The sequence below is a fragment of the Lacticaseibacillus boliensis genome (assembly GCF_054784775.1).
In genome coordinates this window covers 21,623-36,670 of sequence record NZ_BAAIHN010000028.1, presented here as the reverse complement: position 1 = coordinate 36,670, position 15,048 = coordinate 21,623, and the positions used below count along the sequence as shown (strand labels likewise).

Here is a 15,048-nt window from a genome sequence, read left to right as displayed (position 1 = left end):
CGTGATGGTTTTCGTCGACTCAACCTTAGCATATAGGCGCACCCAATGGGTGAAACACCAAAGCAGCGCAGTCCCGTGTGAATCATGGGATTGCGCTGCTTTTTTGAAATTCTATGAATAATCCAGGATGTCATGTCTCTGTTGAGGTTTAGAGCAGGATCAGCATCGGTAAGATTACCGGATGGCGTTCGGTTTTATCGAACAAGAAGCTCTGCAGATTGCTGGTGATTGCATCTTTGAGCATGCCTTCGGTAACCTTCTCGTTTTGCTTGAAGGTGTTTTTGATCGTGCGGTAAACGCGACGCTGGGCTTGGTTGATCAGCTCACCAGATTCGCGCATGTAGATGAAGCCACGGGATAAGAGATCCGGGCCGGCAAGCACGGCTTGCTTTTGCATGTTGATGGTGGCGACGACCACGACCAGGCCTTCTTCAGACAAGGTACGCCGGTCGCGGATGACCGCGTTGCCGATATCACCGATGCCGTTGCCATCGATGTAAACGTCGCTGGCAGGGAAGTGACCGGCACGACGGGCGTGGTCAGGTGTGAGTGCCAGAACGTCGCCGTTTTCCATGATGAAGCAATGGTCTGCTGGCACGTGGCATTCTTGGGCGAGCTCGGTGTGGATCTTGAGCATCCGGTACTCACCGTGGATCGGCATGAAGAACTTAGGCTTCATCAGCCGCAACATCAGTTTTTGTTCCTCTTGGCCACCGTGACCAGAAGTATGGACGTTGTTGACCTTGCCGTGAATGACTTCGGCGCCGGCTTCTTCGAGTTCGTTGATGACGTGGTTGACGCTGGTCGTGTTCCCAGGAATTGGGTTGGACGAGAAGATCACCGTGTCGCCAGGTTGAATCGAGATCTGCCGGTGGGTGCCGTTGGCAATCCGAGACAATGCCGCCATCGGTTCACCTTGCGAGCCCGTACATAAGATCATGACTTCGCTTGCAGGAAGCTTGTTCAGCTCGTGCGCGTCGATCAAGACGTCGTCGGGAATGTCGAGGTAACCGAGTTCGCGACCGTTGACCATCGCAGTTTCCATCGAACGCCCGAATACGGCGATCTTGCGGCCGTGATCCATCGCCGCTTGGGCGGCTTGGGCGATCCGTGAGATGTTAGACGCGAAGGTGGCAAAAATGATCCGGCCTTCAATGCCATCGAAGATGTGGCGGATCGAATGGCCAACGAAGCGTTCGGACTTTGTGAAGTTAGGGATCTCGGCGTTGGTCGAGTCACTCATCAAGAGCAAGACGCCTTCTTCACCGAGACGCGCCATCTTCTGCAAATTCGGGGCAGGTTGGTCGCCAACCGGGGTGAGATCGAACTTGTAGTCCCCGGTTTCCACGATCACACCGCTTGGCGTGTGAACTGCAACGCCCAAGGTGTCGGGAATACTGTGGGTCGTGCGGAAGAAGTCGACTTTGATCGGGCCAAATTGCAAGACCGCGTCTTCTTTGAGCTCTTCCAACTTAGTTGAGCGCAACAAGCCGTGTTCTTCAAGCTTTCCTCGGATCAATGCCGCCGCCAAAGGTGGGGCGTAGACCGGGATATTGGGAACCTGCTTGAGAAAATACGGGATCCCGCCGATGTGGTCTTCATGGCCGTGGGTGATGACCAAGGCCTTGATCTTGTCTTGATTTTGTGCGAGGTAGGAATAATCGGAAATCACATAGTCGATCCCAAGCAAATCATCTTCGGGAAACTTGATCCCGGCATCGATCACGATGATTGAGTCTTGGTATTGGACCCCATACATGTTCTTCCCAATTTCGCCTAAACCGCCGATCGCAAAAACGGCGGTTTCGTTGTTTTTGATGTTGAGTTTCATTTAGAACTCCGTCAATTTGAAATCAGGTGATTGCTTCTCGTAGTCCAAGAAGTTGCCACTTAATTCTTGCACGTATTCGATGTTGTATGGGGTATTTTCTTCCACCAAGCTACGCGCAGCGACAGCGGATTCCGCTTCGAGATAAAGAGTTTGGGTGGTTTCACGACGCGGATTGACCACTTTGTCTTTTTGATATAATACTTTGTAGATCATAATGAGCTCCTTTCGAATACGCAAAAAATCGCCCCAGAGCCTGGGGTATTGATTGCATTAACCGATCATTTGTTGATTATCTCAACAGTTACTTTATAGTGTAGCATATTCTCTGCTGACGCGCCACGGGCGCTTAGGCATCAGAATACGGTATAATAGAAGAAAGTAACAAATTCAAGGAGGCAGCTTATGACAAAATGGCTCTTAGCGGCGCTGGTCGTCATCTTGGTGGTTGTATTCGTCGTCTGGTGGCGGGTGCGCCGACGCAAGCACGCGATGCGGGTCTTGATGTTGCGCAATCAACGCCTGTGTGATCGCGATGTTGCCAAAGCGCTGACGCAACTGGCGTGGGCTTATCCGGACCCGTTGCGTTCGCAACCGGTTGCCGATGTCTGGGGGCACGGGATCATGGCTTTTGAATATGCCTTGCCCGAGCCGCAAGGGCCTGTCACCAGCGCCCAGTTCACCGCGGCGTTGCGCGCCCAAACCGGCGACCAAAACACCGATGCCGCCACGATGGCCCCAACGCTTGACGTCACCGACTGGTGGCATCGCGACGGGGTCGTGCACATTGATGTCGCCTATGTCGTCAACGCCGCGACCCGCGAATACGTCCGCGACGTCCGCCGGGTGCAATAATGACCACATAAAAACGGCTAGCATCAACCCCAGATGGGTGTGGTGCTAGCCGTTAGTGTTAGTCGATCAACAATGCATTGTCTTCGACGTGGAATGGTTCCTTCTTATCTATATGGTCGTAGAACAAGATCCCGTTGAGATGATCGATCTCGTGTTGGCAAACGATCGCGGGGTAGTTCTTGAGACGCACCTTTTTGGTGTTGCCGTCGAAATCTTGATAGCGGATCGTGATGCGATCGTGGCGGAAGACATAGCCAGGCACGTCTTTATCGACGCTCAGGCAACCTTCACCTTCAGACAAGGCAGCGCCTTGAACCGAGTGACTGATGATGACAGGGTTGATCAAGACTTCCTTGAACAAGATTTCGTTGTCAGGCCCTGGCACCAGCACGGCGGCCATTGATTCGCCAACACCGACTTGAGGGGCGGCGAGGCCGACGCCTGGGCGCAACTTGTATTTCTCGTTTTGTTCTTCGTCTTGGCTGACGACGAGGTATTCCATCATATCATGGGCGAGCTTTTTGTCTGCATCGGAAAGTGGAAATTTTACTTTATCGGCGGTGCGACGCAAGACGGGTTCACCGTCACGGGTAATATCTTTCATTAAATACACGGCTGATTCCTCCATACAATCTACTAACGATTACTTTACCACAATCTTAGAGGTGAAAAAAGTCGCCAGGAAGCGGTTCACGCAACTTTGGTAAGCTCAAACCTTGACAGCGTTGCAAAAGGCTGATAAAGTGTAAGTGAATCAAAATACGGTGCTTTCCGTTAGGTGAGGCTCCTATACGAACAATGCTGCTACTCAGAAACATCCAGAGATGCCAATGAGTCAACTGCGCTTGTCTACAAAGGCTTGCGCTAACGTAGCTGAAGTAATTTTTCTAGGCGTATAGTGCTAAAACTGAACGATTGGGATGCAATGATCGCGCATGCCAATTGGTGTGCGCGAATTTTTTGCACAACGGCGAGTGAATGAAAGGTGGTGAGCACATGAAACAAACAGCGATTGATGGCGGTAGTCCCGACAATGCAGATCCCGGAAGGTTTGTTATTGTGCCACCACTTAATTTTATAAATAAGTAATTCGGCGCATCGCAAACCTCTCTGGGCAAGAGAGGAGTTGTTGATGTTGATGATGCAATATTCAAGCGGGCTTTCCCGCTTCGAAGTACGCAAAGCCCAACTGATCAACCAGCCGACGACACAAGTCGCTGAGATCCGCATCGCCAATCGGCCAACACTCCTGTTGGCAACGGGTCTTGTCGCTGTCGCTGCAGGTTTTGGCGGGATGGTGCCGGCAGTTTTGCTGGCAATGGCTTTGCTACTATTAGTTAGCAGTTTTAAAGTGTTGGTTCACCGTTGGCTTCAGGTCATGGATAATGGGAGCCAACCGGTGATGGTGATTCGCGAAGGGTTGATGCGTCAATGCACCGTCGCTGATCTGGTCGTTGGCGACAGGTTGTATCTGGGTGCTGGCGCGATCGTTCCGGTTGATGTTCAAAGCACTGTCGGTTGCCAAGCAAACGGCTTGACCGCGTTTTTGGTCCGGCTTTTTGGGATTCAACTGCCTGCTGAGCTTGTCATGGCCGGTAGCCGCTTGACCGCTGACGCACAGGTGCAAGTCGCCGCGATCGGCAACGACCGGTTGGTGCTCAAGCAACTGTTGCCGATCCTCAATAGCGACCTGGCAATGACGGTGCACATCGGCGCACGGCTGGTGGAACTGCTCAACGGTGCGATCGCAGGCGTTGGCCAGCATGTGGCCAGCGTGACAGCAGATCGCAAGTTTGTCGCAAGCACACAAGATTTGATCCAAGCAGACCAGGCGACACAAATGACCTTGGTTGATAACAACCGTCAAGCAGCTAAAGAGACTGCTTTCCGGTACAACCAAGACCCCGTCTCGTGGGCTGGTAGATGAATCATGATAATCAAAACTCACTTCAATGTTGAAGTGAGTTTTTTTGTGGCCAGCATTATCTTTTCAATGGGGAAATTGTGCAAACTTATCGACAATCTTGGTGTTAAACGGCGCGCAAACTTGCAACACCGGCAATGAATCCGCTACCATTAGACTGTAATACATCCTCGTCAAGACAGGTGCTCGTGTATTAGATACAGGGAGGAGGTTGTGCAGTGGCTAACATGTTTTATGAACGATAAGTCCCGTTGTCATCGGGGGTGTCGTGATCGCACGAAACAGATTGTGAAATCAGAAGCGTGAGAAATGTGTATCGATAGTTGCCTGTATCGATACAACGTGTGAAACTGTTCACGGGCGTCGTTAAAGGATTCACAGAAGGGTAACCGGTATCCTAAAACGGTTGCAAACCACCTACCAATGTGCTAAAGTATGTCTGTAAGCGAGATTAGTAATACAGTTGAAACTAATAATTGCAACAGAAAATCATAAAAAGGGGTTTTGATTATGGCCAAGCATGCAGCAGTTGACTTTGAGCAATTGTTATCCAACCAAGCCGCCGATTTCTCGACAATTCAAATCTTAGACGAAGTCGGTAAGGTCGTGGCACCTGACATTTTGCCTGATCTAAGCGACGACCAGCTCGTGGCGTTAATGTCACAAATGGTCTGGTCACGAGTGCTCGATCAACGCGCGACCGCACTGAACCGGCAAGGACGACTCGGTTTTTGGGCACCAACTTCTGGTGAGGAAGCCTCACAGCTTGCCTCGAATTTTGCCATGAAGAAATCTGACTGGATCCTTCCAGGCTACCGTGACATCCCAGAACTGATCCAACACGGGTTGTCGATCGCCAAAGCATTCCTTTGGTCACGTGGGCACGTGGCCGGCAACGAATATCCAGAAGATTTCCACGCTTTGCCACCGCAAATCATCATCGGTGCGCAATATGTCCAAACCGCCGGCGTGGCGTTGGGCTTGAAGAAAAATGATAGTGATGAGGTCGCCTATACTTACACAGGTGATGGTGGCACGTCTCAGGGGGACTTCTATGAAGGGGTCAACTTCGCAGGCGCGTTCAAAGCACCAGCAATTTTCGTCGTTCAAAACAACGGCTATGCGATCTCTGTTCCGCGGGCTAAGCAGACCGCGGCCAAGACCTTGGCCCAAAAAGCCGTCGCCATGGGGATCCCAGGCATCCAAGTCGATGGGATGGACGCACTGGCTGTCTATGAAGTGATGAAAGAAGCACGTGAGTTCGTCGCCGCTGGTAACGGACCTGTGCTGATCGAAACCTTGACCTACCGTTATGGGCCACATACGTTGTCTGGTGATGATCCGACACGTTACCGTTCCAAGGAAACCGATGATCTGTGGCAAAAGCGCGATCCGTTGATCCGGATGCGCAACTACATGACCGACAAAGGCCTGTGGAGCCAAGATCAAGAAGACGCTTTGATCGAAAAGACCAAAGACGAGATCAAAGCCGCGATCACCGAAGCCGATCAGGCACCGAAACAGACGGTTTCGCGCTTCTTGAAGGATACCTACGATGTTGCCCCACAAAACGTGGCAGAACAACTCGCACAATACCAAGCTAAGGAGGCCAACTAACATGGCACAAAAAACGATGATTCAAGCGATCACCAATGCGCTTGACCTTGAATTGGCAGCCGATCCCAAGACGTTGGTCTTTGGCGAAGACGTTGGTAAAAATGGTGGTGTGTTCCGCGCGACCGATGGCCTGCAAGCCAAGCATGGTGAAGACCGCGTTTTCGATACCCCGTTAGCAGAATCTGGCATTGGTGGGCTGGCAATTGGCTTGGCGCTCACCGGCTGGCGTCCGATTCCGGAAATTCAGTTCTACGGGTTTATCTTCGAAGTGATGGATAGTATCGGCGGTCAGATGTCTCGGATGCGTTACCGCATGGGTGACACCCGGCAGATGCCGATTACGATCCGGGCCCCGTTTGGCGGCGGCGTTCACACCCCAGAAATGCACTCGGATAATTTTGAAGGTCTCGTGTCGCAATTTCCTGGCATGCGTGTCGTTGTGCCAAGCAATCCCTATGATGCCAAAGGCCTGTTGATCAGTGCCATCAAGAGCAACGATCCGGTGTTGTACCTCGAACACATGAAGTTGTACCGCTCGTTCCGTGAAGAAGTTCCGGATGAAGCCTATGAAGTGCCTTTGGACAAGGCCGCGGTGACGAAGGAAGGCAGCGATGTCTCGATCATCACCTATGGCGCCATGGTACGTGAAGCCAAAAAAGCCGCAGATGAATTGGCAAAAGACAACATCAACGCCGAGATCATCGACTTACGGACGATCGCACCGCTCGATGTTGATACCATCATCGCCAGTGTGAAGAAGACCCACCGTGCAGTTGTTGTGCAAGAAGCACAGCGCATGGGCGGCGTCGCTGCCAGCGTGATCAGCGAGATTTCAGAGCGTGCAATCCTTTCTCTGGAAGCTCCGATCGGCCGCGTGGCAGCGCCGGACACACCGTTCCCGTTTGGCCAAGCTGAAAGTGCCTGGTTGCCAAATGCCAAGGATATTGAGGTTAAGGTTCGCGAAACAGTCACGTTCTAATGATGCTAGTTAACGAGTTGCTACTATTATAAAGTGAAGGGGTGCCAGCATGGCCTACGAATTCAAACTTCCTGATATTGGGGAAGGCATTGCAGAAGGGGAAATCGTCAAATGGCACGTTGCCGTGGGCGACGAGATCAAAGAAGACGATACCCTGCTTGAAGTTCAAAATGATAAATCCGTTGAAGAGATTCCGTCACCGGTTTCTGGCAAGGTCTTGAGTATCCTTGTCCAAGAAGGCGAAGTGGCTACCGTTGGGCAAGCGCTTGTGCAGATCGATGATGGCACCGGCGCAGCGACGCCGGCAGCACCGGCAGCGGCTGCCCCAGCTGCACAACCAGCCCCAGCCGCCGCACCAGCAGGTGGTGTCTATCAGTTCAAGATGCCGGAACTCGGCGAAGGTTTGGCTGAAGGCGAGATCGTTAAGTGGCACGTTGCCCCAGGCGATGAGGTCAAAGAAGACGATACTTTGGTCGAAGTCCAAAGTGATAAGTCTGTCGAAGAGATCCCGTCTCCGGTCACCGGTAAAGTGCTTAAAGTCTTGATCCCAGAAGGCGAAGTGGCGACGGTTGGCGACGTGATGGTGGAAATGGATGCCCCTGGGCACAATGATGCCGCAGCTGCTCCGGCCACACCGACTGCTCCGGCGGCCGCTCCGACTTCGGCAACGCCTGCACCGGCAGCCTCTGCCAATACCGTACCTGTCGCAGCTGACCCGAACCGTGAGATCCTCGCGATGCCATCGGTTCGCCAGTATGCTCGCGACAACGGTGTCGACATTTCTCAAGTGCCTGGTACCGGCAAGCGTGGCCGTATCACCCGCGAAGACATCGATGCCTTCAAGAACGGTGGGGCCGCGGCAGCGGCGCCTGCACCAGCGGCGCCTGCACCAGCAGCGCCTGCGACTGCCACTCCGGCGGCTACAACCCCGACACCGGCCGCTGCCCCTGCGGCAACGCCGGTTCGGCCATACGTGCCAGATGCAGATGTTGCTGCGCTTGAGACACGCGAGAAGATGACCCCGACCCGTAAAGCGATCGCCAAGGCGATGCTCGCGTCGAAGGCCAACAGCCCGCATGTCACCAGCTTTGATGAAGTTGAAGTCTCTGCGTTGATGAAGCATCGCAAGACGTACAAGCAAGTCGCTGCTGATAAAGGCATCAAGTTGACCTTCCTGCCATACATCGTCAAGGCCTTGGTCACCGTTTTGCGTGACTTCCCGGCTTTGAATGCATCGATCGACAACAGTACCGACGAGATCGTGTACAAGCATTACTTCAACGTTGGGATTGCCACAGACACCGATCACGGGCTGTATGTGCCAGTGATCAAGAACGCTGATGCCAAGTCTGTCTTTGCCATTGCCAAGGAAATCTCTGACAACGCGCAAAAGGCTTATGATGGCAAGTTGAAGCCAAAGGAAATGTCTGGTGGCTCAATGACAATCAGTAACGTCGGGTCCATCGGTGGCGGCTGGTTTACGCCAGTCATCAACCAGCCTGAAGTCGCCATTCTCGGGGTTGGCAAGATCGCCAAGGAACCTTACGTCAATGAAGACGGCGAGATCGTTGTCGGCAACATGTTGAAGCTGTCGATGAGTTATGACCACCGTTTGATCGACGGTGCCATGGCTCAACGCGCACTGAACGAATTGAAGACACTGTTGGCAGATCCTAATCTGCTGTTGATGGAGGGTTAAGCAATGGTTGTTGGTGATTTTGCAATTGATTTAGATACCGTCGTCATCGGTGCCGGCCCTGGCGGTTATGTGGCAGCCATTCGTGCCGCCGAAGAAGGCCAAAAGGTCACGGTCATCGAAAACACCTTCATTGGTGGCGTCTGCTTAAACGTCGGCTGTATTCCTTCCAAGGCCTTGATCAATGCTGGTCACGCCTTTCAAGAAGCCCAAGGCGGTTCGGTGTTCGGAGTCGAGTCTAAAGGCGCGACGCTGAACTGGGAAAAGACCCAAGACTGGAAGCAACATCAAGTCGTTGAGCGTTTGACCGGCGGCGTCAGCATGCTGTTTAAAAAGCACAAGATCGATGTTGTCTGGGGCACCGCGTTTTTGAAGGACGATCATTCTCTGCGCGTGATGCAAAAAGATTCCGCCCAGACTTACACGTTCAAGAACCTGATCATCGCAACGGGTTCGCATCCGATCGAGATCAAGGGCTTCAAGTTTGGCAAGCGGATCGTCGATTCCACCGGCGGCTTGTCGTTGCCTGAGGTGCCTAAGGAATTCGTTGTCATCGGCGGCGGCTACGTCGGCTCTGAGCTGGCCAGCGCCTATGCTAACCTCGGCGCGCATGTGACGATCCTTGAAGGCACCGACAGCATTTTGCCAAACTTCGAAAAGGATATGGTCAAGCTGGTCTTGAACTCCTTCAAGAAGCGCGGAGTCGATGTCATCACCGGCGCGATGGCCAAAGAAGCCGTCGAATCCGCCAACGGAGTCAAAGTGACCTATTCTGCCAACGGCACAGACAAGACGATCGATGCTGATTACGTCATGGTCACCGTCGGCCGCCGCCCGAACACGGCAGATATTGGGCTTGATATCGTCGGGATCGAAACCACGGATCGTGGCTTGATCAAGGTCGACAACCAAGGCCGTACCAACGTGCCTAACATCTATGCGATCGGTGACATCGTGGCCGGCGCCGCACTGGCACACAAAGCCAGTTACGAAGGCAAGGTCGCCGCTGAAGCCATCGCCGGCAAGGCCAGTGCAGTCGACTACAAGGCGATGCCTGCGGTCTGCTTCACGGATCCTGAGCTGGCCACTGTCGGCCTGACCCAAAAAGAAGCCAAAGACCAAGGTATCGACGCTAAGGCGGCCAAGTTCCCATTTGCCGCCAACGGTCGCGCGATTTCTTTGGACCAAACCGACGGCTTCGTCCGTCTGGTCACCAATCCAGCCGGCACCGTCATCGGCGCCCAAGTTGCCGGTCCCGGCGCTTCCGATTTGATTTCGGAATTAGCCGTTGCGGTTGAATCCAGTCTCAACGTCGAAGACCTCGCGTTGACGATCCACCCACACCCAACCTTAGGCGAAGCCATCTCAGATGGCGCTGAACTCGCATTGGGTGTTCCGGTCAACATCTAACCATATGATCGATCTCAGAACCTGTGAAGCCAGTGCTTGGTTTCGCAGGTTCTGTTTGTTTGGTAGCGCACACAGATGTCATCAGAGCGTAACGATGCCGTCTTGTTAATCGGTTTAAGAATTTGTTACAATCGAGTCAACAAGCGGGGAGGCTAATCATGCAAAAAATCGTGGTTTGCGGACAAAGCCGATTGACGATAACGGTTCTCGAACGGTTGCTTCGCTCTCAATTGGCACTCAGCATTGCAGTACCTGCAGAGTCAGAGGCGTCGTTACCGATGGCGACCTTGACGGTGATTGCCGGGATGACGACCAATGAGTTGCTCAAGGCGACCGCCAAAACCTGGGCGACAACAGATGTCTTAGTGATCACAGATTATGGGGAAATCGACGTCGAGGGGTGGCAGCGTTCGATGCTGGCGCAACTGCGCAAAGTGATCGGGGTCGCCATGGCGGCGGGCTTTGCCGGCAAGATCTTGATGGTCACGCACGACGACGTGGTGATGACTTATTTTGCGCAACGCTTTTCTGGATTGGCCAAGTCGACGGTGGTGGGGCTTGGAACCATTGGCGTCACCGGCTGTTTTGAGCGCACGCTGGCCGATCAGTTGCACGTGCCGCGCTCACGGGTCACCGCATACGCCTTGGGCACGGCGGTGACGCCGGTGTTGATGTGGAGCCGCGCGTACGTTGGCACAACGCCGGTGTTGAGTCTTTTACAGCCGACTGATGGGCAGCCGGATCCGCTGTTGGCAACGGCGACTGCGGCTTGCACGGCGTACGGCCAGGCCGACGGGGCGCTGTTGTGGCCGCCGTTGGTCGAACGCGTCATAGCGGCGTTTGCGGGAGAGGCCTTGTTGGCGCCTTTGGTGACCATTGACGAGACGGTGGCCGCCACCCCGGTGTTGGTGAACGAGACCGGCGTCAAGCGCTTGGCGAGCCTGCATGGCGCTGAAGCCGAAGAGGCGGCGTTGGTAACGATCCAGACCCAGACCAACGCGACGATTGCAGCCATTGAAAAAGGAGCAGGAGACGAATGAAACCTAATTATCAGTATCCGTTGGATTTTGAATGGACAAAAGATGAAATGATCCAGGTGACGACCTTTTATCAGCTGGTAGAAGATGCCTACGAACATGGTGTCGATCGAGATAACTTGCTGGCAGCTTACCGCGGGTTCAAGAAGGTAGTTCCGGACAAGGCGACCGAGAAACAGCTCGGGCGGGAATTTGAAGAAGCCAGCGGCTATTCCTTGTATACCGTGGTCAAGGAAGCTCGAGAAGGCAGCAAGCAAAAGATCCGGGTGCGGTTGTCATGAGCGTAGACCTCGAACAGCTCGACTTGCACGTCCGGCAATGGCTGGCGACCAGCCGTGAGCAGATCCTGGCGGCGATGGGTGCGCCGATGACGGTGGCGACCAAAACCGGCCGCAACGATCTGGTGACTAACGTCGATCGCGCCAATCAACAGTTTCTGATCGAACAGATCACCCGCGATTATCCCGATGCGCATATCGAAGGCGAAGAAGGCACTCAAGCCAAGGTCGATCGGCTCAGCGGACTGGTGTTTTTTGTCGACCCTATCGATGGCACGATGAATTTTGTCAAACAGCGGGCGAACTTTGCGGTCATGATCGGGGTTTATGACGGCGGTAACCCAGTGTATGGGGCGATCCTCGATGTTTGGCGCAACGAGCTGATCAGCGGCGGCTTGCACCTGCCGTTACAGATGAACGGTGTTGACCTTCCGCAGCCAGAAGATGTGGCGCTGGCAGACGGGCTGTTAGGCGTGAACGGGCCGATGCTGATCCACAACCATTTGCATGTCGCAGATGTTGCCACCGCAAGCTCTGGCGCCCGTTTGCTCGGCAGCGCTGGCATCGAGTTCAAGGCAGTGTCTTTAGGGCAGCAAGTCGGCTACATCTCTTACCTGCAACCTTGGGATGTCGCCGCCGGCATGGCGATCGGGCAAAGTTTCGGCCTGGTCGTCACTCGGCCTGATGGGACAGCGCTCGACTTGCTCAACGCCGGGGTGGTCGTGGCTGCCATGCCCAAGGCACATGCAGAGATCATGAGGCTGATGAATCACGCCTAGTGCGATGAGCGTATGTGCTCATGTCGCGAATTAATTTTCTGAAAATACAGACACACGCATCGCTTTGTGTTATAATTTCAAATCGAGTACTGTGTCGAAGGCGGCACGTTTTTTTATGAATTGCGGTTCGCTTGAATCGATGATGTTGGTACTAACTGGCGTAGGACGCGCCATGATCAATAGCTGATGCCTTAACGCTGTCGCGTGTGCGGCCGGGTTCGTGTCGGTGTTTCCAGAATCCCGGTCAGGCGACTGGGTGTCCGCATGCATATACTTGTAACATCTTGAAAGGAAGTAGAACACTTGAAGACTCGCGACGATATTCGGAACATTGCGATTATTGCCCACGTTGACCATGGTAAGACAACGTTGGTTAACGAAATGCTGAAGCAATCAGATACCTTAGATGAACACATCAACCTTCAAGACCGCGCGATGGATACAAACGCGATCGAAAAGGAACGTGGTATCACCATTCTCTCTAAAAACACGGCCGTTAAATACGGCGACACGACCATTAACATCGTGGATACCCCAGGACACGCGGACTTCGGTGGTGAAGTTGAGCGTATCATGAAGATGGTCGATGGTGTGCTGTTGGTTGTTGACGCGTTCGAAGGCACGATGCCACAGACCCGCTTCGTTTTGAAGAAGGCGTTGGAACAACATCTGACTCCGATCGTCGTGATCAACAAGATCGATCGTCCAGGCGCTCGTCCTGCTGAAGTGGTTGACGAAGTTTTGGAATTATTCATCGACCTCGGTGCCGACGAAGACCAATTGGAATTCCCGATCGTTTATGCTTCCGCCATCAACGGGACCAGCTCTTATTCTGACGATCCTGCCGATCAAGAACACACGATGGTACCACTGTTTGACACCATCTTGAAGACGATCCCAGCACCAGAAGATACCTCCGACGAACCGTTACAATTCCAAGTTTCGATGTTGGATTACAACGATTATGTTGGCCGTATCGGGATCGGCCGTGTGTTCCGTGGCACGATCTCTGTTGGCGACAACGTTACCGTGTTGAAGCTTGACGGCTCCAAGAAGAACTTCCGGGTCACCAAGATCTTCGGGTTCTTCGGGTTGAAGCGGATCGAAGTGCAGACTGCCAAGTCTGGTGATTTGATCGCTGTTTCCGGGATGGAAGACATCTATGTCGGCGAAACCGTCGCTGATGCCGCACATCCAGAAGCATTGCCGATCTTGCGGATCGATCCACCAACACTGCAGATGATGTTCTTGCAAAACGACAGTCCTTTTGCTGGCCGCGAAGGCGACAAAGTCACCGCTCGCAAGATCGAAGACTACTTGCTTAGCAAGTTACAAACAGACGTTTCTTTGCGTGTCGAAGATACCGACCAAGCAGGCGCTTGGATGGTTTCTGGCCGTGGGGAATTGCATCTGTCGATCTTGGTCGAAGAGATGCGCCGTGCAGGCTTTGAACTGCAACTCGGTCGTCCAGAAGTTATCTATCGCGAAATCGATGGCAAGCTGAGCGAACCATTCGAAGAAGTGCAGATCGACACGCCGGAAGAATACACCGGGACTGTCATCGACGCCATGGCGCAACGCAAAGGCGAAATGCAGAACATGGAAAACGAAGGCAACGGCCAGACACGTCTGACCTTCCTCGCCCCATCTCGTGGGTTGATCGGTTACTCCACCGAGTTCCTGAGCTCTACCGCCGGTTATGGGATCATGAACCACACCTTCGAAAAGTATCTGCCAGTCGTTAGAAACTGGGAACCTGGCCGTAGCACTGGCGCGCTGGTTTCGATCAACGCCGGGCAAGCAACGACTTACTCCCTGCAGTCTATCGAAGACCGTGGCCAGCTCTTCATCGATGCTGGGACCGAAGTCTACGAAGGCATGATCGTTGGCCAAAACTCCCGTGAAATGGATATCGCGGTCAACGCCACCAAGGGTAAGAACTTGACCAACACGCGTGCTTCTGGTAAAGATCACGCCGCTGCGATCAAGACACCTAAGCACTTGTCTCTGGAAGAATCTATCGAATTCTTGAACGAAGACGAGTTGTGTGAAGTTACCCCGCAATCTGTTCGTCTTCGTAAGAAGATCTTGAGCACTAACGAACGTCAAAAGGCTGACAAGAAGAAGAAAAAGTCGACCAACTAAACGTTTTGGCACCGTCTCAACTGAGGCGGTGCTTTTTTGTCGGCGCTTTAGTTGGCTGTAGCATTTGCTGGCCACAGAATTGACTGCGAGATGCAATGTACCGAGGCGATATGGTAGAATCGAGAAATAACCTTGAAAGGGGTACCAAATGAAAAATTTACAAGCAGGCGGCTTCCTTTTCGTCGGCGGCGCGATCATGATGACAGTGACCCGGTTTGGCAACGTGATCCCGATCCTTGGCGGCGTGTGCGCGCTACTCGGCGTGGGGATGCTCATCTATTATTTATTCAGCCAAAATGGTAAATATTAGGACAGCCGTTGATGGCCGACGGTAATTGCTCAGCGGATTCCAGACAAAATAGGTTCCAAATGTTGCCGATACTGGCGTACGCGTCATGATGAGAACCTGGCAAAGCTTGAGTCAATCCGCTTATTCGTTTAGTCGGCACATGTCGTGGTTATCATGGTCTATGCAAAAAACGCTGCCTCCCGGCGCAGGG

At 53.2% G+C, this 15,048-nt stretch carries 14 protein-coding genes and 1 riboswitch; of the genes, 11 read left to right on the top strand and 3 right to left on the bottom strand.

Features of this window, described 5'->3' with window-relative positions; translation table 11 throughout:
* Positions 1-148: 148 nt before the first annotated feature.
* Together rnjA and ACYVRB_RS10995 are read right to left on the bottom strand one after the other, a co-directional pair.
* Positions 149-1,831 (bottom strand): ribonuclease J1, encoded by a 1,683-nt coding sequence (gene rnjA, locus ACYVRB_RS11000; RefSeq protein WP_461215400.1) that lies wholly within the window; start codon positions 1,829-1,831, stop codon positions 149-151.
* Positions 1,832-2,044, bottom strand: coding sequence for a DNA-dependent RNA polymerase subunit epsilon (locus tag ACYVRB_RS10995; protein ID WP_461215399.1), 213 nt, complete (start codon positions 2,042-2,044; stop codon positions 1,832-1,834).
* Positions 2,045-2,233: 189 nt separating this feature from the next.
* Here ACYVRB_RS10995 and ACYVRB_RS10990 point away from each other — a divergent pair, with 189 nt between their 5' ends.
* Positions 2,234-2,683 (top strand): hypothetical protein, encoded by a 450-nt coding sequence (locus ACYVRB_RS10990; RefSeq protein ID WP_461215398.1) that lies wholly within the window; start codon positions 2,234-2,236, stop codon positions 2,681-2,683.
* 58 nt (positions 2,684-2,741) lie between these two features.
* Here ACYVRB_RS10990 and def read toward each other — a convergent pair whose 3' ends face one another.
* Positions 2,742-3,296 carry a peptide deformylase gene (def, locus tag ACYVRB_RS10985; RefSeq protein WP_461215397.1) on the bottom strand — a complete coding sequence of 185 codons (555 nt, stop codon included), beginning with the start codon at positions 3,294-3,296 and terminating at the stop codon, positions 2,742-2,744.
* A gap of 150 nt (positions 3,297-3,446) precedes the next feature.
* Positions 3,447-3,610, top strand: a riboswitch (M-box (ykoK) riboswitch).
* 205 nt (positions 3,611-3,815) lie between these two features.
* On the opposite strand from def, the gene ACYVRB_RS10980 reads away from it, so the two are divergent.
* The 10 genes from ACYVRB_RS10980 (at position 3,816) to ACYVRB_RS10935 (ending at position 14,858) form a co-directional block, all read left to right on the top strand.
* On the top strand, positions 3,816-4,610 hold the full coding sequence (locus tag ACYVRB_RS10980) for a hypothetical protein (protein ID WP_461215396.1): 795 nt from the start codon (positions 3,816-3,818) through the stop codon (positions 4,608-4,610).
* Positions 4,611-5,117: 507 nt separating this feature from the next.
* Entirely contained in the window at positions 5,118-6,224 is a 1,107-nt protein-coding gene (gene pdhA, locus ACYVRB_RS10975; RefSeq protein ID WP_461215394.1) for a pyruvate dehydrogenase (acetyl-transferring) E1 component subunit alpha, read from the top strand.
* A gap of 1 nt (position 6,225) precedes the next feature.
* Positions 6,226-7,203 carry an alpha-ketoacid dehydrogenase subunit beta gene (locus ACYVRB_RS10970; protein ID WP_461215392.1) on the top strand — a complete coding sequence of 326 codons (978 nt, stop codon included), beginning with the start codon at positions 6,226-6,228 and terminating at the stop codon, positions 7,201-7,203.
* A 49-nt stretch (positions 7,204-7,252) separates the two neighbouring features.
* Complete coding sequence (locus ACYVRB_RS10965; protein ID WP_461215391.1) at positions 7,253-8,902, top strand: dihydrolipoyllysine-residue acetyltransferase; 1,650 nt, start codon at positions 7,253-7,255, stop codon at positions 8,900-8,902.
* Between the two features lie 3 nt (positions 8,903-8,905).
* The gene (lpdA, locus tag ACYVRB_RS10960; RefSeq protein WP_461215389.1) at positions 8,906-10,309 is read left to right on the top strand and encodes a dihydrolipoyl dehydrogenase; all 1,404 of its coding nucleotides are present in this window, start codon (positions 8,906-8,908) and stop codon (positions 10,307-10,309) included.
* Between the two features lie 158 nt (positions 10,310-10,467).
* Complete coding sequence (locus ACYVRB_RS10955; protein WP_461215388.1) at positions 10,468-11,349, top strand: lactate dehydrogenase; 882 nt, start codon at positions 10,468-10,470, stop codon at positions 11,347-11,349.
* Positions 11,346-11,627 (top strand): UPF0223 family protein, encoded by a 282-nt coding sequence (locus tag ACYVRB_RS10950; RefSeq protein WP_461215387.1) that lies wholly within the window; start codon positions 11,346-11,348, stop codon positions 11,625-11,627. Before ACYVRB_RS10955 ends, ACYVRB_RS10950 begins: the two co-directional genes overlap by 4 nt.
* Positions 11,624-12,403: an inositol monophosphatase family protein gene (locus ACYVRB_RS10945; RefSeq protein ID WP_461215386.1), complete on the top strand. Its 780-nt coding sequence runs from the start codon at positions 11,624-11,626 to the stop codon at positions 12,401-12,403. The genes ACYVRB_RS10950 and ACYVRB_RS10945 overlap by 4 nt, the downstream gene beginning before the upstream one ends.
* A 303-nt stretch (positions 12,404-12,706) precedes the next feature.
* Complete coding sequence (typA, locus tag ACYVRB_RS10940; RefSeq protein ID WP_461215385.1) at positions 12,707-14,548, top strand: translational GTPase TypA; 1,842 nt, start codon at positions 12,707-12,709, stop codon at positions 14,546-14,548.
* A gap of 148 nt (positions 14,549-14,696) precedes the next feature.
* Complete coding sequence (locus tag ACYVRB_RS10935; protein WP_461215384.1) at positions 14,697-14,858, top strand: hypothetical protein; 162 nt, start codon at positions 14,697-14,699, stop codon at positions 14,856-14,858.
* Positions 14,859-15,048: the final 190 nt, after the last annotated feature.

Bases quoted from the DNA above. Each gene is read 5' to 3' on its own strand.
- ACYVRB_RS10945 (WP_461215386.1), top strand. From the start codon at position 11,624: ATGAGCGTAGACCTCGAACAGCTCGACTTGCACGTCCGGCAATGGCTG.
- ACYVRB_RS10995 (WP_461215399.1), bottom strand. From the start codon at position 2,044: ATGATCTACAAAGTATTATATCAAAAAGACAAAGTGGTCAATCCGCGT.
- ACYVRB_RS10990 (WP_461215398.1), top strand. From the start codon at position 2,234: ATGACAAAATGGCTCTTAGCGGCGCTGGTCGTCATCTTGGTGGTTGTA.
- pdhA (WP_461215394.1), top strand. From the start codon at position 5,118: ATGGCCAAGCATGCAGCAGTTGACTTTGAGCAATTGTTATCCAACCAA.
- ACYVRB_RS10965 (WP_461215391.1), top strand. From the start codon at position 7,253: ATGGCCTACGAATTCAAACTTCCTGATATTGGGGAAGGCATTGCAGAA.
- lpdA (WP_461215389.1), top strand. From the start codon at position 8,906: ATGGTTGTTGGTGATTTTGCAATTGATTTAGATACCGTCGTCATCGGT.
- ACYVRB_RS10955 (WP_461215388.1), top strand. From the start codon at position 10,468: ATGCAAAAAATCGTGGTTTGCGGACAAAGCCGATTGACGATAACGGTT.
- ACYVRB_RS10980 (WP_461215396.1), top strand. From the start codon at position 3,816: ATGTTGATGATGCAATATTCAAGCGGGCTTTCCCGCTTCGAAGTACGC.
- ACYVRB_RS10935 (WP_461215384.1), top strand. From the start codon at position 14,697: ATGAAAAATTTACAAGCAGGCGGCTTCCTTTTCGTCGGCGGCGCGATC.
- ACYVRB_RS10950 (WP_461215387.1), top strand. From the start codon at position 11,346: ATGAAACCTAATTATCAGTATCCGTTGGATTTTGAATGGACAAAAGAT.
- rnjA (WP_461215400.1), bottom strand. From the start codon at position 1,831: ATGAAACTCAACATCAAAAACAACGAAACCGCCGTTTTTGCGATCGGC.
- ACYVRB_RS10970 (WP_461215392.1), top strand. From the start codon at position 6,226: ATGGCACAAAAAACGATGATTCAAGCGATCACCAATGCGCTTGACCTT.